Below are 25949 nucleotides of genomic sequence, written 5' to 3' on the forward strand. Positions count from 1 at the left end.
TCTGGACGATTTGTTGTTTTTTTATTAACAGGATTATACACACAAACCTCTTTCTAAGTTGACCTATTATTTCTTGATATTTAAATAACGTTGGTATATGAACTAATAACTTTAATACCTTAGTGAAGGATTTCCCACTTAGCGATCAACCTAATAATTCTCTAACATTGAAGCAATTTGAAGCGTTAGGAAAAAAATGAAATTCCTTTTTGTTTCTATCCTTAAAATCGTGTATACGGTATTCGCAAGCCAACTCCGTCAAAAATAAGCCGTGAAACCCAAAAATTTGAAGAACAATTTTCGGGTTTCACGGCTTATTTCTCGGAGCTGAATACTTCTGTCATCACCTATTTTTTAGGTGCCTTTTTTAATTTTCGATGATAAAATATCTATCACCATTTCATAATCGGGATTTTCGCTACCATCAAATTTCTCAGGGATGAACGTGAAACCTAAACTTTGATAAAGTTTGATTGCTGGATGACTCCATGTCTGTGTGTGTAAATAAATTGGACTTTGTGTCGTTATTTGCTGAAAACAACGGAGCACTTCGATCGTCAAACTTCTGGCAATCCCTTTTCCTTGATGTTCTGGCTTGACCGCTAACCAATGAAAAAGCGGATATTCTTTCTCACGAAGCTTCCACCAAGCAGTGCATGTGGCAATGCGTTCACCTTGTTCGTTGACCACAAAATACATGCGCTTTGCCAGTTCTTCTGGATAAGGGGCAAAAGCTTGGTCAAAGTAAACCAGTGCTTCCTCCACAGAGTCAAATTCACCGACTGCTGTTTCAATGATTGCCCAATCCTGCTCTGCGCCTGGTTGATACTTTTCAAAGCGATACTGCTGATTCAAGGGATAAGGAGGCAATTCTTCATTGAGTGGGCGTGTCATCCAAATCTCTGCATAGGGCAATTGCTTATCTAACATCACGCCACCTACTTTCCTTTAGCTTCTTTTTTCACCAATGATCCGTACTTCTGTTTCTAATGCGACATCAAACTTCTCTTTGATCACCTCTTGGATATGGGCAATCAACTCTGTATAATCAGTTGCTGTTGCATGGTCGATATTGACGATAAAGCCGGCATGTTTTTCCGAAATCTGTGCGCCGCCCCATTTCAAACCTTGTAAGCCTGCTTCTTGGATCAGTTGTCCTGTGAAGTGTCCTTCAGGTCGTTTGAAGACACTACCGCATGAAGGGTATTCCAATGGTTGTTTTGCTTCACGCAATTCCGTCAATTCGTCCATCCGACCTTTGATCATCTCATGATCACCAGGTGTTAATTGGAAACGAGCTTCTAAGACGATGGCCTCCATCTTCTGTAATTCACTGTGGCGATAAGAAAAGGCCATTTCTTCATTTGACAGAGTTTGGATCGTCCCATCACTTAATAATAAATCGACTTCTGCAAACACGTCTTTGATCTCCCCACCGTAAGCTCCTGCATTCATGTAGACTGCACCGCCGATACTTCCAGGAATCCCACAGGCAAATTCGAATCCTGTCAAAGATTCTGCTAAGGCTGCATACGTCGTATCGATCAGTTTCGCACCTGCTTCTGCAATCACCATCGTGCCTTCAACGCTGATTTGGTTCATCTCTGTCAACATGATGACCACGCCGCGTATCCCACCATCTTGGACGATCAAGTTACTTGCATTTCCTAATACCAACCATGGCACTTGGTTTTCTCGACAATAGTCAACTAACTGTTTGACTTCTGATTTGGTTTTGGGAAAAGCTAAAACATCTACCGGTCCACCGGTTTTGGTAAATGTATAATGACTTAACGGTTCATCAAGCAACAGATTCAACTCTGGATTTTTTTTAACGATATCTTCTTTATTCACTGAGGACTTTCCTTTCTTTTCAAACGTCCCCATCATTCTATCACGCTTAAAACAATCTTGCCAGTTTTGCTCAAAGCTGATGACGATAAAGATTATTCAACATCTCCTCACAAAGTGCATGGCTCTCATAAATGTTGGTTTGTTTTAACTTTTCATTATTTGGCGTCGGTTGTTGGATTTCTTCAAAAAATCGTTCAACCATTGGCACAAAACCACGTTTGCTCAGCGTGGTTTCCCAATCACCAAATTTCTTTATTTCCACCGTATCTGGTTTACGGATGACTAATTCTGTCAGATCACTCAATTCATAGGTTCCTTGTTTGCTCGTTACTTGATAGGTTTCAGTATTTGCACCACTTCCAAGATCCATCGTCACAATTGCCATTTGGTTCGCAGTTTCAAGTTGCAACATCGCTACTTCCATAGATCCTTCCTTTTCTCGGATATGAGAAGTTGTTTTGATCACTGGTTCGTCTAATAAATAAACAGCCGTGTCCACCAGATGCAAGAACAGATCGTAAATGACCAAAGCAGTTGCTTCTTTTGCCGCAATGCGATTTTTTTGTAACTGGATCAACCGTTTTTCTGGAATCGCTTTTAATTCTTCGACCATTGGGGCGAATCGTCGGTTGAAGCCCACCATTAAAATCACTTGATGTTGTTCTGCCAATTCTTGTAACTCTTGGATTTCTTTTAGGTCGACACTTAAAGGCTTGTCGATATAAACATGGATATTATGTTCCAAACATTTTTTAGCTAATTGAAAATGAACGCTTGTTGCCGCATGGATCATACATGCTTCGATCTCCTCTTCAATTAAGTCATCCAAAGACTCATACAAATGAGCAAATCCATAGGTTTTCTTCAGACGATCTTTCGTTACCTGATTACGTGTCGCAAAATAAAAATCAACCATTCCTTGTTTCCCTGCATATGTGGGTAAATATGCTTTTTCGGCAATGTTACCTACTCCTACTACGCCAATTTTCATGGTTTCCCTCCTGCTATCTGTTATTACTCTTATCTTACACTATTTTTAATAAAAATGAGGTACAATATAATCGCACAGACTTGATAGAAAAAGGAGCGTGTTTTTTTTGAAACTGATTTCGTGGAATGTCAATGGTTTAAGAGCCATCGTCAACAAAAATTTTCTAGAAACATTTAAGGAATTTGATGCAGATTTCTTCTGTCTTCAAGAAACAAAGCTACAAGAAGGTCAAATCGACTTGGATTTACCAGGTTACCATCAATATTGGAATTATGCAGTCAAAAAAGGCTATTCAGGTACAGCGATCTTCGCCAAAGAACCTGCATTGAACGTTTCTTATGGAATGGGCATTGATGTCCATGATCAAGAAGGCCGATTGATCACGTTAGAATATCCTGAATTTTACTTAGTCACTTGCTATACACCAAATTCACAAAATGAATTGAAACGTCTCGATTACCGTTTAGAATGGGAATCTGCTTTTTATGATTATTTAGAAGAGTTGAAAAAACAAAAACCGGTAATTGTTTGTGGGGATCTAAATGTTGCCCATGAGAACATCGATTTGAAAAATTGGAAAACGAATCAAAAAAGTGCCGGTTTCTCTATCGAAGAACGAAACGCATTGTCTCATTTACTTGATAATGGTTTTGTAGATACTTTCCGTTACTTCTATCCAGAGTTAGAAGGTGTCTATTCTTGGTGGAGTTATCGTTTCAATGCTCGAAAAAACAATGCAGGTTGGCGTATCGATTATTTCTTGACGAGTGAAGATTTGACACCTCGTTTGGTTGATGCAAAAATCCATACATCGATTCTAGGTAGTGACCACTGCCCTGTCGAATTAATTATCGAATAGTTAGGATAGCAACGGAAGAAATTGGGTTGTCCCGATTTTCTTCCCTTGATTCTTCACTGGCACCATATTTACTTGATACATAGTCTGAAAAAGCTATTTCTTTTCATACAAATCTATGTTATGGTTTATTTTTTAAAGGAGGCTTATTTGAAAATGAATTTTATCGCGATGGACTTTGAAACTGCGAACCACCAATCTCATAGTGCGTGTTCCTTAGCCCTTGTCAAAGTGGAGAACAGTCAGATTGTCGATGAATTTTATACCTTGATCCAACCGGAAACGCCATTTTTCTGGCGGAACATCCAGATCCATGGTATCCGACCCGAAGATGTCCAACAGGCACCTAAATTTCCAGATGTTTGGCAGAAAATCGAAAAGTATTTCCAAAAAAACCGATTAGTTGTTGCGCATAACGCCGCATTTGATACAAAAGTATTAGCTGGTTGTTTAGATTATTATCAGTTGCCTCAACCGAACTATCTCTCATTGTGTACCGTCAAAACAAGTCGCCGCTTGTTTCCAGAAATGCCAAATCATCGCTTGAATACAGTTTGTGAAAATTTGGATATCACGTTGAAAAATCACCATGATGCGTTAGAAGATAGTCGAGCATGTGCGGAAATCTTGTTATATCAGGAAAAATATTTTGGGACAGACCCATTGAAAAAATTAGTCACAGTGAAATAGTTCAACTAGCTAAAATAAGCTAATTCTTGCATTTCTATTGGTTGATTCCCTCGTACGAAAGAATCAAAGATGATGATAAATAAAGAACCTGAAAAGTGGACAACTACTTTTCAGGTTCTTTGTTTTTGAAATCAGTTTATTTTATGCTCGATCGTTCGTTTCATCTTGATTATCGCCAATGATTGACCTTGTCTTCTCGAAGAGTCAACACTTTGGGTTTCCTCTTGAAACCCCATTTTTTGATAAAGATTTATGGCTCGTTGATTGCCCGCCAATACGTCAAGAACCAACGTACTAAATCGCGCATTTTCTGTAGCCCAAATGATTGCCTCCTCTAAAAGAATCGTACCTAACCCCATTCCCCAATATTCTTTCAAGATACTGATCCCTATTTCGCCATGACGGGGCAAGTCAGGTTTGGGAGCAACAGAAACAACACCTACCACCTGTTTTTTGACACAGGCTAAAAATAATAAATGTTCTGCACTTTCTTTTATTCGAGACAATTCAGTTGCAAGTACCTCTTTACTTTTATTGAGTGAACGCTCCTCAACAACAAAATAATCCGTTTCTTGTCTCGCTTGGCGTAGCATCACTAACAATCCTTCAGCATCTGATTTCTCCGCTTCTTTTAACGTCAGTTCAACATCATTAGCCATGAGAATTCGCCCATGCTTCATAGATACGTTTTTCAAACTCTTGACTATTCGGTCCGTATGATTGGAATTTCACATATCTTTTTTCTAATTCTGTATCACTTTTCTCAATAATCAGTTCCAAATAATCTTCAGGTAAAGCATCTTCTAATAGATTTCCCCACTCAATGACTGAAAGTCCATCACCTTCAAAATATTCATCTAATCCCAAATCAGCACCGCTAGCAGCGACACGATAGATATCCATATGGTACAAAGGCATTTTTCCTTGTGTATATTCCCGAATGATCGTATAGGTCGGACTCTTGATCATTTGAACGATGCCTAATCCTTTTGCAATTCCTTTTGTCAAAGTCGTTTTACCAGCACCTAGATCGCCAGTTAACACTAGATTATCTCCCGGATGAGCGACTTTTCCAATGATTTCTGCTAATTGGTCTGTCATCGCCACACTTGTTAATTCAATCATCATCATTTCTCCTCATTCTTTTTTGTCAGTATAACGTGTAATCCAACAAAAAAAAAGAAAAGAGTCAGGAATCCTCAGCTCCCTAGCCCTTTTCTTTTTAGATCTACTGTTCGATTAATCTAATAATGTTTGTGCACCTGTAATGATTGCTAATTTGTAGACATCTTCTTCATTAGCACCACGAGAAAGGTCACTTACTGGTTTGTTCAATCCTTGTAAGATTGGTCCGATTGCTTCAAAGTTACCAAAACGTTGAGCGATCTTGTAGCCAATGTTTCCTGATTGTAATTCAGGGAAGACAAAGACTGTTGCTTGACCTGCCACTTTAGAATCAGGGGCTTTTAATTGTGCGACTGCTGGAACGTAAGAAGCATCAAATTGTAATTCGCCATCGATCGTATATTGAGGCGCTAATTCTTTCGCGATTCTTGTTGCTTCAACCACTTTATCTACTTCAGGAGCTGCTGCAGAACCTTTTGTTGAAAAGCTCATCAATGCGATTTTTGGATCGATATCGAATAGTTCAGCTGTTTTTGCTGATTCCACAGCAATTTCAGCTAATTCTTGTGCGTTTGGATTCACGTTGATCGCACAGTCAGAAAAGACATATTTTTCTTGATCTCTACCGCGAACCATAATCATAGCACCACTTGTACGACTTACACCTGGTTTTGTTTTGATGATTTGTAGTGCTGGACGTACTGTATCTCCGGTTGAATGGATCGCTCCAGAAACCATACCATCAGCAATGCCCATATATGTAAGCATTGTTCCAAAGTAATTGACATCTTTTAAGATTTTTTCTGCTTGTTCTTTTGTTGCTTTTCCATTACGGCGTTCAACAAAAGCTTCGACCATTTCATCCCATTTTTCATAATCATTTGGATTGATGATCGTGAAGTTAGATGTTTGGATACCACGTGCATTTGCTGCTGCTTCAATTTCTTCTTTGCTGCCGATCAAAATCGGTTCAACTAATTCTTCTGCTTTTAAACGTGCTGCTGCTCCTAAAATTCTTGCATCCGTTGCTTCTGGAAACACGATTTTGATGCCGCGACGTACAATTTTAAATCTTAAACTATCAAACAATTCCACAAGATGACCCCCAGTTATTTTTATTAACTACCATGATACACTATTATCAAAAAAAAGAACAGTTTTAAATTTCTGTATCAGTCAAATAATGGATAATAATTAAGTTTTTCACATAATCCGGAAAAACTGCACTATAACAGGAAAGCGCTGTATCATTACACTGTTTTAGGCAGTTGCCAATCAATCGGTGTTTCACCCAGAGCAAGCAACGCATCATTCGTTTTTGAAAATGGTTTTGAACCAAAAAAGCCACGATGCGCCGATAATGGGCTTGGATGTGGGGCTGTTATTATAATGTGTCGACTTTTATCGATCATTTTCATTTTTTCTTGTGCAGGTTTCCCCCAAAGAATAAATACGATCGGTTTGTCTCGTTCATTCAGCTTTTCAATGATCGCATCCGTCAATTGTTCCCAGCCTTTTCCGCGATGAGAATAAGCTTGCCCTTCTCTGACAGTTAGTACAGTATTCAACAGCAGCACACCTTGTTTGGCCCAAGTCACTAAATTCCCATGAGAAACTGGTTCGATCCCTAAGTCATTCTTCAATTCCTTGTAGATATTGACCAGAGACGGTGGTGTTTTTACTCCTGGTTGTACGGAAAAAGAAAGACCATGCGCTTGATTTACTCCATGATAAGGGTCTTGTCCTAGAATCACGACTTTGACTTCTTCATAGGGAGTCAGCTCTAACGCTTCATAAACATGATACATATCCGGATGGATTTTTTGAGTTGCGTACTCATTTTTTAAAAATATTCTCAACTGCTGATAGTAATCTTTTTCAAATTCATCAGCTAATACTTCTTGCCAACTATTGTGGATGATTTTCTTCAAATTTCCCACCTCCTATTTTCCAGAATAACTCACAAATTATTTGTTAACAAGTCAAAATCTTCCATCTTATCTCGCATTAGTATGTTAAACTAGGAGGGAGAAAAGGAAAGGAACGGTAATCACATGATCAAATTAATTGCCTCTGATATGGACGGCACTTTACTCGATGCACATATGAGTATCTCAACAGAAAATACTGAAGCAATCCGCATGGCAAATGAGCTGGGTATTGAATTTATGGTCGCTACTGGACGTAACGCACAAGAAGCACGAGCAGCCTTAGATGAAGCAGGAATCGATTGTGCGATGATCACTTTGAATGGCGCGCAAGTTTTTGACAGATCCGGTAAGTCGCTTTTTACAGTACCAATTCCAAGTCCCCAAGCCATGACAGTTATGGATATTTTAGATGCAAATGGTATTTATTACGAGGTAGCGACAAACCAAGGATTGTATTCGGAAAGCCAACCAAAAAGAATCGAAAGCTTTGCTTCTTCCATTGCGACCCATATGCCCCATTTGACTTACAAAATGGCGATCGCCATGGCTTCAGCTAATCTTGAACTCTTACACATCACTTATGTTGACAGCATTCGCGAATTACTACTTGATGATAAACTTGAAGTCCTAAAAATCATCTGTTTCCATACTGAAGGTCCACGTATTTTAGGCCCTGTAGGGAAAGAAATCAGTAATTTAGGCGAACTGGCAGTGACCTCTTCTGGTCAAAATAATCTTGAAGTCAACCATAAAAATGCTCAAAAAGGAATCGCAGTTGCTCATGTCGCTCATGAACGAGGGATCACTTTAGATGAAGTCATGACGATCGGTGATAATTTCAATGATGTCAGCATGTTGCAAACCGCCGGCGTTAGTTTCGCTATGGGAAATGCAGAGATCGAAGTCAAAGATTACGCTAAATACTTAACAGACACGAACCTTGAATCGGGTGTTGGCAAAGCCATCTTACGCGCAATCAACGAAAATCTATAGTTGTTTGAAGAAAGAGGGGAACAAATATGTCAGAATTTTTCATTCAGGAAAAACAGCTGAGTCGTGCGACCCGGACAATCGTCAAAGACGAAAAAGGCAAATCACTTTTTTTGATGGTCGGCCGCTGGGGAACGAAAGGAGATGCTTTATCTCTTTATGCCATGAATGGAGATCTAGTCGCTCATATCAAACAAATCAGTCTGACATTTGGGACACGCTTTGAACTTTATAAAGATTTCGAAAAAGTCGGTACGATGCAAAAGATTTTCAATTGGCCAGGAGATTTTTATTATATTCGCCGATTACATTGGACTGTTCAAGGAGATATCTATAATCATCGTTATCAGATCCAGCATTTCAATGAACCAATCATGGAAATGGACAAAGCAACCCTCTTTACCGGTGATTATTATGTCCTTGATATCCCTTGTGAAGAAAATGCGCCTATCTGTATCTGTATCGCTGCTGTCCTTGATTACTGGCTCTATCGAAAAAACAAAGACAAAGAAACACCTCTTTCTTATCGCTTTGATGTCAACTAAAAATAAGGTTGTGACAGAAATGTCCAGCTCCGAGAAATAAGCCAGAAAACTCCGAAAATTGTCTTTCAAATTTTTGGAGTTTTCTGGCTTATTTTTAAAGGAGTTACTTCTGGAACACCGTTTATTCAGGTTTAAAGGGATCAGACAATCGATGTCACAGCTTCGTTTTTTCTTTTACACCTGTTTTCTTCTATAGAAAAGAAGTGTCACTACATAGATAAGCACTGCACCTACCATGATCCACAAATTATTTCTTTCCCCATTTGTTTGAGGGAAAAGCTGTTGATTTTGTGATTGTACATTCTTAGTCGAAGGATCATCATTATTGGTATTTGATTCAACAGCTAGCGCTACTTTATTTTCACGTCTATCGTTCATTTGCATCGTACCTGATCCATCGCTTTCAACTGTTCCTTCTCCACTGATAACAGACTCGTCAGACTCGTTTGTTGATGAAACACTACTAGCACTACTTGTTGTGGTACTTGTATCTGATTGCTTTCCATTTTTACCTGGATAGGTACTGCTTTCGCTCGTACTTGGCTCTGTACTGCTTTCACTCGTACTTGGTTCTGTACTGCTTTCACTTGTGCTTGGTTCTGTACTGCTTTCGCTCGTACTTGGTTCTGTACTGCTTTTACTTGTGCTTGGTTCTGTACTGCTTTCACTCGTACTTGGTTCTGTACTGCTTTCACTCGTACTTGGCTCTGTACTGCTTTCACTCGTACTTGGTTCTGTACTGCTTTCACTCGTACTTGGTTCTGTACTGCTTTCACTCGTACTTGGTTCTGTACTGCTTTCACTCGTACTTGGCTCTGTACTGCTTTCACTCGTACTTGGCTCTGTACTGCTTTCACTCGTACTTGGTTCTGTACTGCTTTCACTCGTACTTGGTTCTGTACTGCTTTCACTCGTACTTGGTTCTGTACTGCTACTTGTTGTATCTGTCGTGTCATCATGCGTATTTGGTACAGCAAAAATTTCATTTGGGTCCCAACGATTTGTTGTAGCATTCAAGATCACATTTTTCCCTATGATCGTTCCATCTTGACTTTGATTGACTGTAATATCCGCACAAGGTGCAATAATCGTTCCTTGGAAAGGCGCATTGATTTCTAATTTTTCTGTTAGATTACCAAAATTCCAAGAAATATTGGCATCAGAAAAATCTTCTGTTTGATGATTGGAACGTTTATTATATTGGATCTGGGATTGTACCGAAAAATTAGTCGGTGCATCGACAACATTGATTATAAGCACTTTTCCCTCAGGATTGTTGATTCGTAAGGGGGTATTCTTTGCCAGAACAGAAGCAGCAACATTGATGACATAGGGCTGGTCCCCAACCAGATCTGTACAGTCAATCACACGATTATTCATATCAGGGAAATCATCTGGCGTATATGTTTTTAATGGATCTAATGACATCAACATATTTGATGTCAGCATTAAATTTTCAAACTCTTTGTTGAAATCAATATATTGAGCATCTTCTCGATCTTGATAGAACTCATCCACTGATAAATGATCCAATCTTGTTCCATTGACAATTATTTTATCGTTTTCCGTCGTGATCACATTGTTTGGTCCCACAATAAATTTATTCGATCGTTTAACAGAAGCCGCAGTTTCTGCTGAGCTAATGATTGTCTCAACGGATTGTGCATAATTGATCTCTTTATTTAAATCCCCTGTACTGATCGATGTACCGAAGTTATTCGTTGCTGATAAAACACTCGTTGCTACATTCCCCTCTGTATGCGCATTGATGGTCGTTTTTTCTTTTGCGAACACATGGAACTGAGAAGCAATCCCTAATACCCCATAATCACCAGTCAAATCATCATAAACACTTCCTGGATCTTGTGGAAGAAATGTCTCAGCAATTACTTGGATTGGAAAAAATAAATGGAGAAGCAAAACAGACATTAGGGAAAGATTCACAACTTTATTTTTGAACATTTTTTCATCTCTTTTCATCAATATATAAAATTTCATAACATAAAAACATTCGTAATTATATTCCTAAAAATCGATAAAATACATATTTTTCTGAAATTATATAGAAAAATTACATTAATTTCATACATTCTTCATTTAACATAACGTATAGTATTTATATACTTTCACAATTATTTTTGAATTATGTGATATTCCTCACTTTTTTATTAATAAAAAAAGACACACCTTTTCAGGTATGCCTGCATTTTGTTAATCTGGTAAGCTTGATTGAGCAATAAAAACTCACTAGACGATTTTCTTTTGCATATGATCATACAGATGTCCACTAATCGTTCGTTCCCCGATTACTTTGAACCCATGGCGCTCGTACAATTTTCTAGCTTGCGGGTTTTGCTTATCGCAACTTAGTCCAATGACATCGCGGTTTTGTTTTTTGACAATTGGTGGCAATGCTTCTAACAAAGAGGAACCGATTCCTTGTCCTCTAAATTCTTCTGAAACACAGATAGAATCTAAATACCATTCATCAGGGAATGTTTCTCTATCCGTAAACATTTTTACTTGCTCATAAATGCCATGCTTTTGTAAGATTTTTTCTAACGGCTGGTCGATGATTGGTTCTTCTTCGTCTGTATAACCGTAAACGATTCCTGCTACCTTGCCTTCTCGCTCATCAACGATCCCTCTTGTATAGCTGTAACGATAGTCTGGGTCTGTAATGGCTTCTTCCAATACTTCTAATGTTTTTTCTTCACCGTACTTTAAAAGAAACGGTAAGTCCATATCTTTCAATATAACTAAAATAAGCGGAGCGATAGCTGCCGCATCTTCTTTTTTTGCATTACGAATCATTTCTGACACTCCTTTTTTTCATTTTACCATAATGAAATCTCAGAGCAAAACAGCTAATTCAAATAATCTTCAATTTTTTGTGTCACGAAATAACCATTCGAAACGATTGTTTTTGCTTCAAAACGACAGTAGGGGCAAACAATCGGCATCTCTTTTTTTACGTGTTCGACGATATGATTTACTTCTTCATAAGTGAATTTTTTTCCACAGTTTGGACAAACCATTTTTTGCATGATTCCCTCAATCCCTTCTTTGTTTTACACTTTTAGATTACTCTTATCTATAAAAAAAGAGAAGTGAAACCACTTCTCTTTCAAGCACTGATCAATACATCTTCTACATGATTCGTTCCATCGACGGCTACAGAATAATACAATTGACCACTTTTTGTCGTGATTTCCCAACTTTTTGCTTTCCCGTGATGTTTTCCGACTTTATGGACTGCTTCTTTCATTGCTGCCTGTGGATGTTTCACTTGATGGATCGTTTTCAAGTGAAAGTATTGCCCTGGTTCGTTTCGGCTTTCATCAACAACCATCGTCTTTCCTGAGATTGGATTCACTGTGATCACTCGATTGGGAGTATAAAAAATATATTCATACATCTTTTTATTACTTTGTTCTTCGTCTAATTGGTTGAACTGGATACGACTGACTTTCTCTTCATGGTACTCATCTCGCAAAATAGACACTGCCTTTTGCAATGAGATTTGATATTCTTGGTCACTGATGTCATCAAAAGAAAAGTTTGCATCCAATAGTCCTAACGAAGCCGCTAAGCTAACAATGATAGCAATCGATGCTGCAATGATTATTTTTTTCATTCCACTCTCTCCCCGTTTTTTTCTAGAATAACAAGAAATAGGAAAGAAAAAAATCGAATGAACGGAAGAAAAAGTGACAAATTTGTTACCTTTATTCGTGTAACTCCAACGGCAATCCGTCCGGATCAAAAAAGAAAGTCATTTTTTCGCCTGTAAAGGTATCGATACGGACTGGTTCAGTTTCAATCCCCAATCCTTGTAGTTCCGCGACTGTTTCTTCGATATGTTCCACTTTGAATGCTAAGTGCCTCAAACCACAAGCTTCTGGATAGCTCGGTCTTTTAGGTGCGTCTTTGATGCCAAAAATCTCAAGCTCCATATCTCCTAGTTTTAAATCTAGCTTATAATCGCCACGGTCTTCTCGATAATTTTCACGAATAACTTCAAAACCTAGCAAATCAACATAAAAAGCACGTGACTTTTGGTAATCCGACACAATGATCGCAACATGGTGAACGGTTGTTAAATTCATTCTCACACTTCCAATCTTTTTGTTTCCTTTATCTTATCAATACTTTTAGACATAGCATAGATTTTTCTCCCGCTGCACAAAAAAAGAGAGACCACATCAAATGGCCTCCTACTTTTCATCGTTTGAAAGTAAATGTTTCTCAGAAAACAATCAAATCGAATAATAACATATATTTTTTTAAAATGAAAGACTAGAAATAAATTTTAAAAGGAATACAATAATTTGTGTCTCTAAAATAAACAGACACTATATATTGTGTTTCAAGGAGTTTTTTATTATGAGTAATTATTTCAGATTTTTGATTCATCAATTGAAAGGTTGGCCTCAACAAAATTATTATCTATTCTATTTTAGCCTAGGTTGCCAAGTCATGACACTTGTGAATCAGCCAATCACTTGGTTATCGATCATTACCTTTATCGGGACAAATCTAGGGGTGTTATGTATTTTATCAATCAATGCCGCTAAATCAGTCAACGGTATTCTAGGAATTCTCTCTGCTATTTGTTTTATCGTCGTTGGCTTTTCTGCCAAAAACTATTTAAGTATCGGCGAACAAATTGCTTATATGGTCACATTGGATATCCCAGTTTTATTAAGTAAAGAATGGAATCATAATATGGCTTCTAAAATTCGAGAATTTAGTGGAAAAAGTTGGTTGATTGCATTAACCGGGACTGTTTTCGTTTACTTGATTTCAAGTTATTTGATTGGTACGTATACAGACGACCCTCGTCCTTGGATCGATGCCATTGCTTTTTCGATCAGTCTTTCTGCCGGCATCATTAGCTTCCTTCGCTACAACAATCAGTATTATTGGTGGCTTGCTTCTGGTCTTGCACAAATGGTCTTATGGTATGTTTCCTATACCCATGGGTCTGCTAGTTTAGCTATGTTTATCAATAGCTCTGTTTACTTGATCAATGACTTATTAGCCTTTACTGTCTCTCCTTGGTACAACAAAAAAGAAAGAGCGCGCATGCAGCGCATGGAAGCAGAATATTTTTCGCACCATGTTTCTTGATGGAAAACAATAAATAAACTTGTACTAGAAATTGGTTTGTTTTTCAAACCTCTTACTAAAGCGAGAAAGTCACCCAAAATAGGATGGGACTTTTCTCGCTTATTTCTAGGTATCGTCATACCAAGATTCTCTCAGCGGTTCCAGTCAACTAAATCAAATCCTTGAGCAACATTCTAATGTCTTCATCCATCGTTTGTATCACTGATTCCAATTCTTGGAATTTTTTTAATGCAAGCTGTTGTTCTGAAGTAAATACATAGTCTGCTTGTTCATATTCTTGGATCAAAGAGGCGACTGATTGTTTTTTGATTTTCTTTGCAAGTTCTTGCCATTCAGTTTCTGTCACAGTTTTTGTTATAGCTTGCTGTTTTTCTTCACGTTCTTTGCGTAAAATCTTTAGAAAACCATTCCTCATCACCCGAGGGATACTATCGAAAAAACCAGTTGTAAATCCATAACGCTGATATTGTTGCCAAACAAAATGATAAATTTGCGGTTGGATAAAACGCTGTTCTTTTGCTAATCGATCGACGTCTACAGCTTCATTCTTCGATCCTTCTCGCAGATTAGCGATAAACTCTGCAAAAAAAGCGACAGATGGTTGGCTTGTCTCAGCCATTGAAACAGATGACCAATCTTTTCGAAGAAATAGTTGATAATTGGTCAAGAACGCTTCAACATCTTTAGTCAAATCTTCTGAAAAATCCTCAAATAATGATTTTTTCTCAAGGATTTTTTTCGGCTTTTCTTTTGCCTGATAGCTCACTTGTTGGATGTACTTTTCCATTGCTTGATAGTCTGCCAGATAAATCGGTAACTGGGCATGACGAAATTCAGTGAGTCGTTTAGTCAGCTTTTTATCTGGTAAAATCGGTTGTTTCAGCCGGCGATTATGATACAACATTAGACAATATTCTTGCCAGAGTCGTTCAGGAAAGGCAATATTTTGTTGTTTCAGCCAGAGGATCTCATCCAGCGCTAGATCCACTTTAGTCATTCCCTGATTGATCGACGCTGCAACTGTTGGACTAACGTGCAAGTGTTCTGCAAAATGATTGATCCCTAGTTTTAATTCCTTACCCGTTTTAGGGGAACGAACGATGTATTGGACTTTCAGTTCACGGCCACATTCACAATAAAGTTTCTGTTGCCTACGTGATGTGCGATAAAATGGATTGATCTTAAAGTCAGAAAAAATCCAATCCGTTGCTACTAAATAGTTTTCTTCCAAAAACTGTGAGTGGATCAAATAACGACGATGTTGATCCATGACAATTCGTTGTTGTTTCGTCAATCGTTCATAGATTTCCCATCGTTGGCTACTTGTATATTGTTTGGAGATTTTTATTGGGTAGCGTTGCTTGATTTCTTTTGGGAACCATTCGTCAAAAATTGCTTGCCAACTTTCATTCATACCTTTCACCTGCCTTTCTAAATTAAGAGAGTAAAAATAAATACATTCAAAGAGCAACAAAAAAGCCGAAAATAATGTGAGCTATTTTCGACTTTTCGCTTTTTTCATACGTGAAGCTGAGGTTGTGACAGGAGTGTCTTGCACTTGCTGCGCTTCAGCTAACTATCAGTGAGTTGTTCCTGCGTTACCTGAAATATCTTCTTTGTTGTTGACTGCTGCTTCTACCGCATAAGTCAATGAAGCCGCAATATCATCAAGTGACATTGCCGGTGTCCCTACAGGGCGATCGATGACTTGATCTGGTGAGAATGGTACATGGATAAAGCCTCCACGAATCGTTGGGAACTCTGTTTCGATCAAGTGTAACAATCGATACATGATGTCGTTGCAAACAAACGTACCAGCTGTATAAGAAATATAGGCTGGTAAACCATGTTCATGGACATTTTTTGTCATTGCTTTGATTGGTAATGAAGTAAAGTAAGCAGCTGGGCCGTCTGCTTCTAACGGCGTATCAAATGGCTGGTTACCTTCATTATCTGCAATACGTGCTTCAGCTAGATTGATTGCTACGCGTTCAAAAGAAATCGCTGAACGTCCACCCGCTTGACCAACACAAATCACGATTTCAGGTTGATGTTCTTGGATTGCTTCTTTTACGACTTGACCACTTTTACCAAAAACAGTGGGAACTTCTAATTTGATGATTTCTGCACCGGCAATCTCAGACGGCATTTTTTTGACTGCTTCATAGGCAGGATTTACTTTATCTCCACCAAATGGATCAAAACCAGTTACGAGTACTTTCATTTTTCATTCCTCCATTATTCTATAAAATGATGCGCTCAATTCATCCTTCAAAGATTTAACTAAACATTAAAATTTGATTGTTTCTCACTCGTGTATTTAGTACTTTCAGTAAGTCATTCCTATTAGAAGGACTCAGTATCTATCTATTTTAACAAAAAACAGTCAATAATGAAATGCTTAGCTGTTCAGAAAAAGAATCAATCTTCTCCATATTTTATGGAAATCATTGATTCTTTTTCGCTCAAGATACTATTTAAATAAAATCATATAGATGATTTGGAAAACCAGCATGAATACAGCAACAAATAGTTGATTCTTGATCACGCCGTATTTATCTTTCATTTCTAACATCGCCACTGGTACTACGTTAAAGTTAGCAGCCATCGGTGTCAACAACGTTCCACAGAAACCGCATGTCAACGCGACCATACCGATCAATGCTGGATTAGCCCCTTGACTAAAGACAAAAGGCGCACCGATTCCGACTGTCATGACGGTGATTGCCGCAAAAGCATTCCCCATGATCACTGTAAATAGAACCATTCCTAGCGCATAGATGATGATACCAATATTGACATTTCCTTCTGGAACGATCGTACCGACTGCACTAGAAATCACGGTACCAACACCTGCACTCGTGAAGACCGCACCCAATGAAGCTAAGAGCATCGGTAACATACTTAAAGGACCGACTGTACCTAACATGTCTGAAGCATCATCCAAGAAAGTCGTTGGTCGATTATCTCTTGAAAAGAACATCAAGATCAACATCGCTACAAATACCCCAACACCTACACCGACTAAAGCACCTAAATCAGTGAATAGTGCGAATAAAATGGCAAAGATCCCAATACTCAATGCCGGAATAAAGATTTTCATCCCTAATTTATCTGACATTTTTTCCATGTATTCTTTTGATGGCAAACGACTTGCACCTTTACTCACTCTTTTGGTGATTGCTGGGATCGTCATCGCGAAAATCAAGATTCCGTTGTAAGTTGGAGATATCCAACGTCCAGCAGCAATCACGACTCCTAAAACTGTCCAGAAAAAGGCAGAACCAAATCGATGAGGATTACTTTTATCAAAGGCATTACGAAGGCCCGTATAGATCAAGACTAGTCCCATCAAGATATATAAGATTTCCAATAATTTTTCACTTAACAATATTTCAGAATTTGAAAAAAAGTTCAAAAAATCCATCTTATTCCTCCTTTCCTGAATAGTATTTCTTCGCTAATTTCTTTTCTTTTAGATAAAAATAGACACTCGCTACGACTAAAGCTGTGATTGCGACTGGTATTTGCACCAGTGCCAACTGACCAAGAGTTACCTCGTAGCCTAAGTCTTTTAATGTGGATTGTACTAACAAAGCACCGGCCCCACCGATAAATAATACTTGACCAAAGAACCAACAAATATTTTCCATCGCTGAAGACATTCCTTTTAATTCCTCTTCATGTTCGGGATTGACGGTTAATCCTTTTGATTCAACGGTACCTAACGCCATTGGCATGATGATTGGACGTACAAAGCCGGCCACCCCACCAAAACTGACATTGAAAGCTGCAAAGATCATGCGGAAAACACCATAAATATCGATGATCATTCCAGCGGATACCTTCTTGAAACGTTTGATCAACGTTGCAGCAGACTCCTTCAGACCATTGCGTTCTAACGTACCAGTTGCTAACATAATAATAATAAAAATTGCCATTCCTCGGTTATTTACAAAACTTGTACCTAAAGTTTCCAGCATACCTTCAAGTCCTAATCCACCAGTAAATGCGGTCACGACTAACGCAACCATAACGATCAAGATCGAATCTAACTTGAAAGCAAAACCAAGAATAACAATCAGTACGCCTAACAGGCTAAGATAATTTTCCATCTGTTTTCCTCCTAAAAATTACATGATATTTTTTCATTATAAAATAAAATTGATTGAAAATATAGAGAATTCTTACAAAAAAAATAATATATTTAAAAAATTCTGTCAATTCCATAACAACAAATGACTTGAAGTCTTATTTATACTGCCGATTTTCTTGAACTACATAACATTCTTTACATCTAACTAAGGGATCAAAACTGTAATGTTTGAAACAACTCATAAAAACAAATGAGACGTTTCTGAGACATTAGTCCTCTCTCCCTTAAAACCGAATAAACGACAAGAACAGAAGTAACTTCTTCGAAAAAACAAGACGCCATCCACAAGAATTTGAAGAACAATTTTTGTGGATGGTGCCTTATTTCTTGAGGCTGAACATTTCTGTCCAGACCTCGCCTCATTTGTTTCTTAATGAATAAAAGAAAAAATCAAATAAATGATCCATAGATGTAACGGATAAAACAAGTAAAAAAAGTATTTGTCGAATGCGCGTCCGGTTCCACCTAGTTTTCCATTATAAAGAATGATAAATGGGATGACGGTGACCATCATAAATTCATTATCAAACGTTAAAAATTGATACAATGATTGATAATCAGGCATTTGTGTGTAGGATAAAATTGCTAGACAAAATAAAATCAGCGTATACACAAAAATACCTAGAACCAATTTCCCTCGTTCTTTTTTCTCGCGGAAGAAATACATCAGCAACAACATTGGAACTAAATACAGACCACCTTCTGAAAAAGCAATCGTGATCATGACCAATAAAAGTGCTACTGCTACGAGCATTCCTTTTCTCCAAAGTGTTTTTCCTTTTATTATAGAAAGAAGCCACATCAAGCAAAACAGCAAAAATAATGTCAAAAAGATATTATGTGGACCTAAAAATAAATAATAGTTTGGCTGATGATTATATTCACTGATGTAATTTCCTGTTAATAAATGATAGATGATATTTCCAATCGCTACTACGAATGCAGCTATTCCTAATCGTTTCGCATACTGATATTTACTATGCGTATACTTGAAACCTTCAACTAATAAAAATACAAATAATGGCGCAACAAAACGTCCCAACCACGAGACCCAACTTGGTAACCCTAATTGCATCCCGAAATAACTGTTGATATGATCAACGACCATAAAAACAATTGCTATCCATTTCAATTGATAGCTCGTCAACCCTTTCACTCTCATATATTCCCTCCATTTTTTTATGCCTCAAGGAATAAGTATAGGCAATCACTACCTATTTCGACCATCTTTCTCTCAACTTTTTCTCTTACAAAATTGTTTGTTTGGATCATCATTAAAACAAAATCTGCCTCAATGTATCAAAATGTGACAACGTAACCATTCCTCTTCACTGAAATTAAATGAACAATCGCGGAAAAACGTTGTGAGAAAGTCACGTATCGTTTTTACTAAACAATCAGAGAATAGGCAGCATGAAAAAACACCTAAGAAATAACCTGAATCGGGTCGATCTCTTAGATGCTTTTTGAGTGATACAAAAGAATGGGTTTCAACTTTTGTGCGTTTTATAAATGCAATACTCCAGTTGCAAATAATGCCAATGCCACTACTCCAAAAATCGATACTAACGAAAGCAATAAATAATCAAGTTTTGTCTGTGGAACAGCTTGCTGTTTTTCTTTTCTTGCTTTGAGATAAAATAAGATACCTGGTAAAAATAATACAAGAACGAGCATCACTTCATTGAAAGCGACAAATAGCATTGCCCAAATTTGAAAAGCACTTGCTAATGAGCCAACCAAGAACTGGACCCATTCTTTTCTTTGATAAGATAGTTTCATTTGATACAATCCTAAGAATAACCACGTAAAGAAGATCGCTGCTGTTCCGAGGGTATAAGCAAAGTTATAGGCACTATCTGTAAACAGTAGCGAAAGCAAAAAGACATTTGTACATAAAGTCGTTAATACGATCGCATATGTCGGTGCGCCCTTTTTATTGACTTTTCCCCAACGCGCTGGCAATAAGCCGTCATCCGCCATATTGCGCATCGTTTCAATGGGTAAAATCGTCCAAGATAACCATACACCGACCAAGGAAATGATCAGTCCACCATTGATCACGACAGCTCCCCATTTACCAACCATCATCTCAAACACATAGCCCATTGCTGGTTGCGTTTGGATTGTTTGGAGTTCTTCCATCGTCATTGTACCGTAAGGCAACATCGAAACTAAAACATAGATCACGATCAATCCAAAAATTCCTAAAATCGTGGCTTTTCCGACATCTGATTTTTTCTTTGCTCGTGAACCAACCACAGATGCACCTTCAATTCCAACAAATACCCAAAGCATCACCATGATACAACTTAGGATTTGACTTGAGAAAGGAATCGGCTGTCCATTGGCATTCAAGATGATATCACTTGAAAAATTATTGATGAATTGTTGCAATGAGAACGTGCTGATAGCAACAATGATAAATAAAAATAGCGGAACTAATTTACAAATTGTCACGATTGCATTGACGTAACTGGCATTTTCGACTCCTCGATTGACGAGCCAAGCATATCCCCACAAAAATATAGTACTGACGATGACCGAGGCGACATTTTGCCCCCCATCGAATACTGGAAAGAAATAGCCCAACGCACTCATCAATAGCGTAGCAAATGCCACGTTTCCTAACCAGCAGGTCAGCCAATAGCCCCACCCACTGATGAATCCCGAAAATCGACCAAAGCCAGCTTCGGCATAGCTAAAAATACCACCTTCTAATTCTGGACGTTTCTTATTGATATTATTGATTGACAAAGAGAGCATCATCATGGACGTCCCAACTAATACCCAGCTGAACAATGCTGGGCCACCAGCCGATCCTGAGATGTCGGTCATAATACCGAAAACGCCACCTCCAATCGCTGACCCAATCACTAAGGCCGCTAGTGGGATCAATCCAATACCTTTTTTCTGTTGCTCTGTGTCCATGTACGCATCCTCCAAAATAAACCGCTTTTATGCAAAGTATAGCAAAACTTCGTTTCATTTATTTTTTTCTAAAAAATTCTAATTGAAATTTAATTGTAACTATTTTTTTCTAATTATACAAGGAAAGCGACCGCTTCTCTTCCTCTTCTTATCTACCCAAAAAACAAAAAAATGCTATACTGGATAAGAATGATTGGAGGACGATATCATGAATATCTTATATATCTCAATTTCTGGTAACACCCGAGGATTCGTCAAAAAATTAGCAGCATTTGCTGTGGAACAACATGAAAAAGATGCTTCACTTCCCTTAGTCCACCTGAAAGAGATCCATGAAAATAGCGACTTTGAAAAAGAAACTAAACCTTTCTTTGTGTTTGTGCCAACCTATCTAGAAGGAGGCAATGGCATTGACAGTGGTGACCAAGAGATTTTGACAGAAACCATGCGAGAATACTTGGAATATCAAGAAAATCATGCGCTTTGTCTTGGTGTTGTCGGTAGCGGAAATAAAAATTTTAACTATCAATATTGTTTGACAGCGAAACAATATGCTGAACAATTCGGCTTTCCTATGATAGAAGATTATGAATTACGTGGTACACCAATAGATGTTGAAAGAATCTACCATGCCTTAGTTCAACGATATAGAGCTTAATAAAAAGCGCAAAATCAAAGGATTTTGCGCTTTTTATTATTTTACACTTTCCACATCCATCACGGGTGTTTTTGCTGTTACTTCACCTGTATGTGTTAAAACAAACGTTAGGACATGTTCCATATTTGTCAGGAGAACCATCATAGCGGTTTCTTTTCCTGCCTCTTTGATCGCAGCTAGATCCACGTCCGCTATCATCGTATCTTTTGTGACAGCTTGTCCTTCACTCACTTTTATATCAAATGGCGTCCCACCTAGTTCCACAGTATTGACTCCCATGTGGATTAATAGCTCTAACCCATCAGCTGTTGTTAATCCGATGGCATGCTTCGTTGGGAAAATAGAGCTGATGATCCCAGAAGTTGGCGCATAGATATGACCATTCGTTGGTTCAACAAAATACCCTTCTCCCATCATCTTTTGAGCAAATACAGGATCACTCGCTTGTTCGATTGATTGCACTGTACCATCTGCTACTGCACATAATTGAACGGCTTGTGTTTGATTTGTTGAGTCAGTACTTGATGCTGTATAAACAGGTGCTTCTTCTGCTAATTCTTCTTTCGCTAATTCTTCTTTAGGAATCCCGAAAAAGAAAGTAGCTAAGAATCCGCCCGCATAAGCAGCTAATAATCCAAGGACGTAGCCAAACCATTTGCCATCTGAAATCAAAGGAATCAGCGCTGCGCCAGAAGGTCCAATAGCAATGGCACCAATATTCCCGATCAAGCCAATCACCGCACCACCGATACCGCCTCCAATACAAGCAGTAATGAATGGACGACCTAAAGGCAATGTTACCCCATAGATCAATGGTTCACCAATCCCTAAAATCCCTACAGGTAACGCACCTTTGATCATTTCAGTCAATTCTTTGTCTTTCTTACAACGTACCCATAAAGCAAGCGCAGCACCAACTTGTCCAGCTCCTGCCATTGCTAAAATAGGCAATAATAATGTACGTCCTGTTTCATCGATCATTTGCACATGGATCGGAGTCAATATTTGATGCAAACCAAACATGACCATCGGTAAGAATAATGTACCTAATACAAATCCTGAGAAGGCACCACCCACACTAAGTACCCAATTGATCCCTCCTACCATACCATCTGAGATAAAACCAGCTAATGGCATGATCAAGAAAATCTCGATCAGCCCGATGACAATCAATGAAAGTGTTGGTGTCACAATGATGTCTACTGCATCAGGAACGATTTTGTGTAATTTCTTTTCAACGATCGAAAGCAACCAGACCGCAAAGATCACTCCGATGATCCCACCTTGTCCGGCAGCAAGTGGGGTTCCAGTAAACAGGTTCGTCAAAGGAGCTTCTGGATTCATCCCTGTCAACATGACAACCGCACCGATTACTCCACCAAGTGTTGGCGTTGCGCCAAATACTTGAGCGGCATTGATCCCAGTATAGATGACAAGATAACTAAACATCCCATTTTTAAGAATGTTCATGATGTCGATGTACTGTTGCCATGATGCGCCATCGATGGTTCCGGCTGTCACAAGGTTTGTCAATACTGCGGCAATCCCTGCAACGATCCCTGTACCAACAAAAGCTGGAATCATTGGGACAAATATATTCGAGATATCTTTTAAAATAGATTTGATTTTTGACGGTTTTTGTTTTGATTTTTGTACGTTCTTCATCTCTTGGGCACGTTCGTTGACCTTGTCTTTCCCTGATAAACCAGTTGTAACATTAGGGTTTCCAGGAATTTTTTCACCTAGTTTGACTCCTGCTTGGTCAACCATTTCTTGTGCGACTTTGTTTACTTTCCCTGGTCCGATGATGACTTGTAACTGTTCGTCCTCAACTACCCCTAACACGCCCGGTATCGCTTTCAATTTCGCTACGTCGACCAACGATTCATCAATGACCTTCATCCGAACCCGTGTCATGCAATGGACAACGCTGTCTACGTTGCCCATGCCACCAGCCCCAGCATAAATTTGTTTTGCCAGTTCTGTCAAAGTCAATTCATTTTTTGCCATTTCCTTTTCCCCCTTACAACGTTCGTTTTACAAAGCCGTCTGCCTCAGCTAGTTTTCTTTTTGCTGTCTCTTTGTCACTATTCGTCAATAACATAACGATCGCTAGTTTAACATTTTGTTCCGCTTCATAAAAGTATTTTTCTGCTGTTTCATAATCCACTTCTGTTGCTTCCATGATGATTCGCTTTGAACGTTCGACTAATTTGTCATTTGTTGGCTTGACATCGACCATTAGATTATTGAATACTTTTCCGATACCGATCATACTGATTGTAGAAATCATATTTAAAATCAATTTCTGTGCAGTTCCAGATTTTAAACGTGTCGAACCTGTTAAAAATTCTGGTCCGGCATCTACCTCAATAGGAAAATCAGCATGTTGACTGATTTCAGCTTCTTTATTACAAGAAATCGTGGCCGTCTTTGCGCCGATTGAACGAGCATAGTCTAAGCCACCAATCACATAAGGCGTGCGACCGCTAGCCGCGATACCTACGACCAAATCATTTTCCGTCAAGTTCAACTGGATCAAATCTTCTTTCCCTAACTCAAGTGAATCCTCTGCACCTTCAACTGCGACAGTCATAGCCGCTTCACCACCTGCAATCAAACCAACGACCATTTCAGGCTCTACACCAAATGTAGGAACACACTCGGCTGCATCCAGTACACCCAATCGTCCACTTGTGCCAGCGCCCATGTAGATCAAGCGTCCATTTTTTTTGAAAGAAACAATCGCGGCTTCAATCACTGGTTCAATACTTGGTAGTTCTTTTGCGATAGCTGCCGCCACTTCATGATCTTCTTGATTCATCAAGCGAGCGGCTTCAGAAACACTCATCTCATCCAAACCAAATGTCTTTTGATTTCTACGTTCCGTTGTTAATTTATCTAAATCGATCGTCATTTCTCAATTCCTTCTTTACATTTAAATTTATAAATCATTCCTGCATGGATTTGTTGGATCAATGGCAAATCAGCCGAGATCACTCGTGCCACACAATTGACTTTTTCATCTGCTGGTAAATCTTCTTTCATTAGTTGGATTTCACCCATATAGCGAAGATACGCTTCATTATCTAACGTGACCGTACCTGTTTTCCGTTCATCTGTTAGTCGAGCAGGAATAGGAGGGATTTCTCTAAATCGTGCATCTGCACTACGTACCACAGCTTTAGCTTCATCTTGTCGATTCGTATGTGTACCTAAAATGATTGGACCAAATGTTGGGTCCAACAATGTCACATGCAATAAGATACCACCTGTTTCTTTATAATACGAAAATTGTTCCTGCGTGGTCAGCGATAGCCCACCGTCACCAATATAGATCAGATCCGTTCCACATGAAGCTAAGTCTAGCGCTGCTGCCAAAGGATGTTGGTAACGATGTTCTTCCAATGTTGGAAGTCCTTTGTATAAAGGCCCTCTCAACACTTCATCTCCTGGTACAAATCCTTGAATCGTAAATCCTTGTTCTGCTAACCATTGATTTTTTCTTTGGTACCACGATTTGTCTAACCCTGTTTCTGGGCGCGGATAATAATTGTGCCAAGCTTCCATCTGAGTAAAATCAGCACCTGCTTCTTTTAATTCTTGCACATCTTGTTCAGTGATCGTGCTTGCATTCAAACTGATTTTCAATTGATGAGACCACTTCGCAATCTGTTGGTTCGACAGGTGATAATCCATCCGCAGACCTGTCACACCAATCTCTTTTAATGGCTCAAGATTTTCTAAGGAGAACCCTGCCAACTCTAATGCCTTACCCGATATATCTACCATCAACTCTAATCCGGTTGCTTTTGCTTCTTGGCCAAGTTCAGTCAAACGCCTTTTATAAGCTGAAGGATCATCTTCTGGAATATGCATGGATGTAAAGATACCAATAAATCCCTTCTCTGCCATTTCATGGATATACGTTTTCGTTTCTTCGGACAACTCTTGATTCATAAATACAGAAAAACCAAACATGTACTCTCCCCCTTACCATGTATCCGCATTCATTTATAAATTGATTATACTTCGTATGAAATAATTTTTCAACATAAATATAAAATATATTAAATTTCATTTCTTGAT

At 38.6% G+C, this 25949-nt stretch carries 27 protein-coding genes; 6 read left to right on the forward strand and 21 right to left on the reverse strand.

Features of this window, described 5'->3' with window-relative positions; all coding sequences use genetic code 11:
- Positions 1–354 precede the first annotated feature (354 nt).
- The 3 genes from IGJ95_RS10620 to IGJ95_RS10630 all read right to left on the reverse strand — a co-directional run bounded on the left by IGJ95_RS10620 (position 355) and on the right by IGJ95_RS10630 (position 2845).
- A complete protein-coding gene (locus tag IGJ95_RS10620) occupies positions 355–930 on the reverse strand; it encodes a GNAT family N-acetyltransferase (RefSeq protein WP_153830271.1) in 576 nt (191 codons plus the stop codon).
- 18 nt (positions 931–948) lie between these two features.
- Entirely contained in the window at positions 949–1854 is a 906-nt protein-coding gene (gene murB / locus IGJ95_RS10625) for a UDP-N-acetylmuramate dehydrogenase (RefSeq protein WP_062804841.1), read from the reverse strand.
- Between the two features lie 70 nt (positions 1855–1924).
- The gene (locus IGJ95_RS10630) at positions 1925–2845 is read right to left on the reverse strand and encodes a Gfo/Idh/MocA family protein (protein WP_438761842.1); all 921 of its coding nucleotides are present in this window, start codon (positions 2843–2845) and stop codon (positions 1925–1927) included.
- Positions 2846–2951: 106 nt separating this feature from the next.
- Between IGJ95_RS10630 and IGJ95_RS10635 the strand changes: the two genes are divergently transcribed.
- Positions 2952–3704, forward strand: a complete 753-nt coding sequence (locus tag IGJ95_RS10635; RefSeq protein ID WP_023520106.1) for an exodeoxyribonuclease III — start codon at positions 2952–2954, stop codon at positions 3702–3704.
- Positions 3705–3857: 153 nt separating this feature from the next.
- Positions 3858–4391 carry a 3'-5' exonuclease gene (locus IGJ95_RS10640; RefSeq protein WP_010734765.1) on the forward strand — a complete coding sequence of 178 codons (534 nt, stop codon included), beginning with the start codon at positions 3858–3860 and terminating at the stop codon, positions 4389–4391.
- A gap of 131 nt (positions 4392–4522) precedes the next feature.
- Here the strand turns inward: IGJ95_RS10640 and IGJ95_RS10645 are convergent, their stop codons facing one another.
- The 4 genes from IGJ95_RS10645 to IGJ95_RS10660 all read right to left on the reverse strand — a co-directional run bounded on the left by IGJ95_RS10645 (position 4523) and on the right by IGJ95_RS10660 (position 7447).
- The gene (locus tag IGJ95_RS10645; protein WP_062804838.1) at positions 4523–5050 is read right to left on the reverse strand and encodes a GNAT family N-acetyltransferase; all 528 of its coding nucleotides are present in this window, start codon (positions 5048–5050) and stop codon (positions 4523–4525) included.
- Positions 5043–5516 (reverse strand): tRNA (adenosine(37)-N6)-threonylcarbamoyltransferase complex ATPase subunit type 1 TsaE, encoded by a 474-nt coding sequence (tsaE, locus tag IGJ95_RS10650; protein WP_023520108.1) that lies wholly within the window; start codon positions 5514–5516, stop codon positions 5043–5045. Before tsaE ends, IGJ95_RS10645 begins: the two co-directional genes overlap by 8 nt.
- A 114-nt stretch (positions 5517–5630) precedes the next feature.
- Positions 5631–6611, reverse strand: coding sequence for a phosphate acetyltransferase (pta, locus tag IGJ95_RS10655; protein WP_010734762.1), 981 nt, complete (start codon positions 6609–6611; stop codon positions 5631–5633).
- Between the two features lie 155 nt (positions 6612–6766).
- Complete coding sequence (locus IGJ95_RS10660; RefSeq protein WP_023520109.1) at positions 6767–7447, reverse strand: uracil-DNA glycosylase; 681 nt, start codon at positions 7445–7447, stop codon at positions 6767–6769.
- A gap of 123 nt (positions 7448–7570) precedes the next feature.
- Between IGJ95_RS10660 and IGJ95_RS10665 the strand changes: the two genes are divergently transcribed.
- Complete coding sequence (locus IGJ95_RS10665; protein ID WP_023520110.1) at positions 7571–8440, forward strand: Cof-type HAD-IIB family hydrolase; 870 nt, start codon at positions 7571–7573, stop codon at positions 8438–8440.
- A 26-nt stretch (positions 8441–8466) separates the two neighbouring features.
- On the forward strand, positions 8467–8982 hold the full coding sequence (locus IGJ95_RS10670; RefSeq protein WP_010734759.1) for an LURP-one-related/scramblase family protein: 516 nt from the start codon (positions 8467–8469) through the stop codon (positions 8980–8982).
- Between the two features lie 174 nt (positions 8983–9156).
- On the opposite strand, the gene IGJ95_RS10675 is transcribed toward IGJ95_RS10670, so the two are convergent.
- The 5 genes from IGJ95_RS10675 to gloA2 form a co-directional block, all read right to left on the reverse strand.
- Entirely contained in the window at positions 9157–10944 is a 1788-nt protein-coding gene (locus tag IGJ95_RS10675) for a hypothetical protein (protein WP_438761844.1), read from the reverse strand.
- 285 nt (positions 10945–11229) lie between these two features.
- Entirely contained in the window at positions 11230–11796 is a 567-nt protein-coding gene (locus IGJ95_RS10680) for a GNAT family N-acetyltransferase (RefSeq protein ID WP_023520112.1), read from the reverse strand.
- A gap of 53 nt (positions 11797–11849) precedes the next feature.
- Positions 11850–12029, reverse strand: coding sequence for a hypothetical protein (locus IGJ95_RS10685; protein WP_010734755.1), 180 nt, complete (start codon positions 12027–12029; stop codon positions 11850–11852).
- 80 nt (positions 12030–12109) lie between these two features.
- A complete protein-coding gene (locus IGJ95_RS10690) occupies positions 12110–12619 on the reverse strand; it encodes a hypothetical protein (RefSeq protein ID WP_438761846.1) in 510 nt (169 codons plus the stop codon).
- Positions 12620–12710: 91 nt separating this feature from the next.
- Complete coding sequence (gene gloA2, locus IGJ95_RS10695) at positions 12711–13091, reverse strand: SMU1112c/YaeR family gloxylase I-like metalloprotein (RefSeq protein ID WP_010734753.1); 381 nt, start codon at positions 13089–13091, stop codon at positions 12711–12713.
- A gap of 277 nt (positions 13092–13368) precedes the next feature.
- Here gloA2 and pnuC point away from each other — a divergent pair, with 277 nt between their 5' ends.
- Positions 13369–14115: a nicotinamide riboside transporter PnuC gene (gene pnuC, locus IGJ95_RS10700; protein WP_438761848.1), complete on the forward strand. Its 747-nt coding sequence runs from the start codon at positions 13369–13371 to the stop codon at positions 14113–14115.
- Between the two features lie 148 nt (positions 14116–14263).
- Here the strand turns inward: pnuC and IGJ95_RS10705 are convergent, their stop codons facing one another.
- The 6 genes from IGJ95_RS10705 to IGJ95_RS10730 all read right to left on the reverse strand — a co-directional run bounded on the left by IGJ95_RS10705 (position 14264) and on the right by IGJ95_RS10730 (position 21202).
- Positions 14264–15529, reverse strand: a complete 1266-nt coding sequence (locus IGJ95_RS10705; RefSeq protein ID WP_062804834.1) for a hypothetical protein — start codon at positions 15527–15529, stop codon at positions 14264–14266.
- A 165-nt stretch (positions 15530–15694) separates the two neighbouring features.
- Positions 15695–16339, reverse strand: a complete 645-nt coding sequence (gene pcp / locus IGJ95_RS10710) for a pyroglutamyl-peptidase I (RefSeq protein WP_010734749.1) — start codon at positions 16337–16339, stop codon at positions 15695–15697.
- A 249-nt stretch (positions 16340–16588) separates the two neighbouring features.
- The gene (locus tag IGJ95_RS10715; RefSeq protein ID WP_062806222.1) at positions 16589–17533 is read right to left on the reverse strand and encodes a DUF979 domain-containing protein; all 945 of its coding nucleotides are present in this window, start codon (positions 17531–17533) and stop codon (positions 16589–16591) included.
- Positions 17534–17543: 10 nt separating this feature from the next.
- The gene (locus tag IGJ95_RS10720; RefSeq protein ID WP_438761850.1) at positions 17544–18230 is read right to left on the reverse strand and encodes a DUF969 domain-containing protein; all 687 of its coding nucleotides are present in this window, start codon (positions 18228–18230) and stop codon (positions 17544–17546) included.
- A gap of 411 nt (positions 18231–18641) precedes the next feature.
- Positions 18642–19433 (reverse strand): TraX family protein, encoded by a 792-nt coding sequence (locus IGJ95_RS10725; RefSeq protein WP_062804833.1) that lies wholly within the window; start codon positions 19431–19433, stop codon positions 18642–18644.
- A gap of 344 nt (positions 19434–19777) precedes the next feature.
- Complete coding sequence (locus tag IGJ95_RS10730; RefSeq protein WP_023520116.1) at positions 19778–21202, reverse strand: basic amino acid/polyamine antiporter; 1425 nt, start codon at positions 21200–21202, stop codon at positions 19778–19780.
- 208 nt (positions 21203–21410) lie between these two features.
- On the opposite strand from IGJ95_RS10730, the gene nrdI reads away from it, so the two are divergent.
- On the forward strand, positions 21411–21860 hold the full coding sequence (nrdI, locus tag IGJ95_RS10735; protein WP_010734744.1) for a class Ib ribonucleoside-diphosphate reductase assembly flavoprotein NrdI: 450 nt from the start codon (positions 21411–21413) through the stop codon (positions 21858–21860).
- A 36-nt stretch (positions 21861–21896) separates the two neighbouring features.
- Here the strand turns inward: nrdI and IGJ95_RS10740 are convergent, their stop codons facing one another.
- Genes IGJ95_RS10740 through IGJ95_RS10750 form a run of 3 tightly spaced genes read right to left on the reverse strand, consistent with a single transcriptional unit; the run spans position 21897 to position 25841 of the window.
- Positions 21897–23870, reverse strand: a complete 1974-nt coding sequence (locus IGJ95_RS10740) for a glucose PTS transporter subunit IIA (RefSeq protein ID WP_077151084.1) — start codon at positions 23868–23870, stop codon at positions 21897–21899.
- A 13-nt stretch (positions 23871–23883) separates the two neighbouring features.
- The gene (gene murQ / locus IGJ95_RS10745; RefSeq protein WP_023520118.1) at positions 23884–24777 is read right to left on the reverse strand and encodes an N-acetylmuramic acid 6-phosphate etherase; all 894 of its coding nucleotides are present in this window, start codon (positions 24775–24777) and stop codon (positions 23884–23886) included.
- Positions 24774–25841, reverse strand: coding sequence for a DUF871 domain-containing protein (locus IGJ95_RS10750; RefSeq protein WP_023520119.1), 1068 nt, complete (start codon positions 25839–25841; stop codon positions 24774–24776). Before IGJ95_RS10750 ends, murQ begins: the two co-directional genes overlap by 4 nt.
- Positions 25842–25949: the final 108 nt, after the last annotated feature.

The sequence above is a fragment of the Enterococcus sp. AZ156 genome, assembly GCF_051714165.1.
Lineage (GTDB): Bacteria > Bacillota > Bacilli > Lactobacillales > Enterococcaceae > Enterococcus_B > Enterococcus_B pernyi.

Excerpts from the sequence above, each read along its gene's own strand:
- IGJ95_RS10620 (WP_153830271.1), bottom strand. The coding sequence starts at position 930 with ATGTTAGATAAGCAATTGCCCTATGCAGAGATTTGGATGACACGCCCA.
- IGJ95_RS10630 (WP_438761842.1), bottom strand. The coding sequence starts at position 2,845 with ATGAAAATTGGCGTAGTAGGAGTAGGTAACATTGCCGAAAAAGCATAT.
- IGJ95_RS10640 (WP_010734765.1), top strand. The coding sequence starts at position 3,858 with ATGAATTTTATCGCGATGGACTTTGAAACTGCGAACCACCAATCTCAT.
- IGJ95_RS10645 (WP_062804838.1), bottom strand. The coding sequence starts at position 5,050 with ATGGCTAATGATGTTGAACTGACGTTAAAAGAAGCGGAGAAATCAGAT.
- tsaE (WP_023520108.1), bottom strand. The coding sequence starts at position 5,516 with ATGATTGAATTAACAAGTGTGGCGATGACAGACCAATTAGCAGAAATC.
- IGJ95_RS10665 (WP_023520110.1), top strand. The coding sequence starts at position 7,571 with ATGATCAAATTAATTGCCTCTGATATGGACGGCACTTTACTCGATGCA.
- IGJ95_RS10670 (WP_010734759.1), top strand. The coding sequence starts at position 8,467 with ATGTCAGAATTTTTCATTCAGGAAAAACAGCTGAGTCGTGCGACCCGG.
- IGJ95_RS10675 (WP_438761844.1), bottom strand. The coding sequence starts at position 10,944 with ATGTTCAAAAATAAAGTTGTGAATCTTTCCCTAATGTCTGTTTTGCTT.
- IGJ95_RS10680 (WP_023520112.1), bottom strand. The coding sequence starts at position 11,796 with ATGATTCGTAATGCAAAAAAAGAAGATGCGGCAGCTATCGCTCCGCTT.
- IGJ95_RS10685 (WP_010734755.1), bottom strand. The coding sequence starts at position 12,029 with ATGCAAAAAATGGTTTGTCCAAACTGTGGAAAAAAATTCACTTATGAA.
- IGJ95_RS10690 (WP_438761846.1), bottom strand. The coding sequence starts at position 12,619 with ATGAAAAAAATAATCATTGCAGCATCGATTGCTATCATTGTTAGCTTA.
- gloA2 (WP_010734753.1), bottom strand. The coding sequence starts at position 13,091 with ATGAATTTAACAACCGTTCACCATGTTGCGATCATTGTGTCGGATTAC.
- pnuC (WP_438761848.1), top strand. The coding sequence starts at position 13,369 with ATGAGTAATTATTTCAGATTTTTGATTCATCAATTGAAAGGTTGGCCT.
- IGJ95_RS10705 (WP_062804834.1), bottom strand. The coding sequence starts at position 15,529 with ATGAATGAAAGTTGGCAAGCAATTTTTGACGAATGGTTCCCAAAAGAA.
- pcp (WP_010734749.1), bottom strand. The coding sequence starts at position 16,339 with ATGAAAGTACTCGTAACTGGTTTTGATCCATTTGGTGGAGATAAAGTA.
- IGJ95_RS10720 (WP_438761850.1), bottom strand. The coding sequence starts at position 18,230 with ATGGAAAATTATCTTAGCCTGTTAGGCGTACTGATTGTTATTCTTGGT.
- IGJ95_RS10725 (WP_062804833.1), bottom strand. The coding sequence starts at position 19,433 with ATGAGAGTGAAAGGGTTGACGAGCTATCAATTGAAATGGATAGCAATT.
- IGJ95_RS10730 (WP_023520116.1), bottom strand. The coding sequence starts at position 21,202 with ATGGACACAGAGCAACAGAAAAAAGGTATTGGATTGATCCCACTAGCG.
- nrdI (WP_010734744.1), top strand. The coding sequence starts at position 21,411 with ATGAATATCTTATATATCTCAATTTCTGGTAACACCCGAGGATTCGTC.
- IGJ95_RS10740 (WP_077151084.1), bottom strand. The coding sequence starts at position 23,870 with ATGGCAAAAAATGAATTGACTTTGACAGAACTGGCAAAACAAATTTAT.
- murQ (WP_023520118.1), bottom strand. The coding sequence starts at position 24,777 with ATGACGATCGATTTAGATAAATTAACAACGGAACGTAGAAATCAAAAG.
- IGJ95_RS10750 (WP_023520119.1), bottom strand. The coding sequence starts at position 25,841 with ATGTTTGGTTTTTCTGTATTTATGAATCAAGAGTTGTCCGAAGAAACG.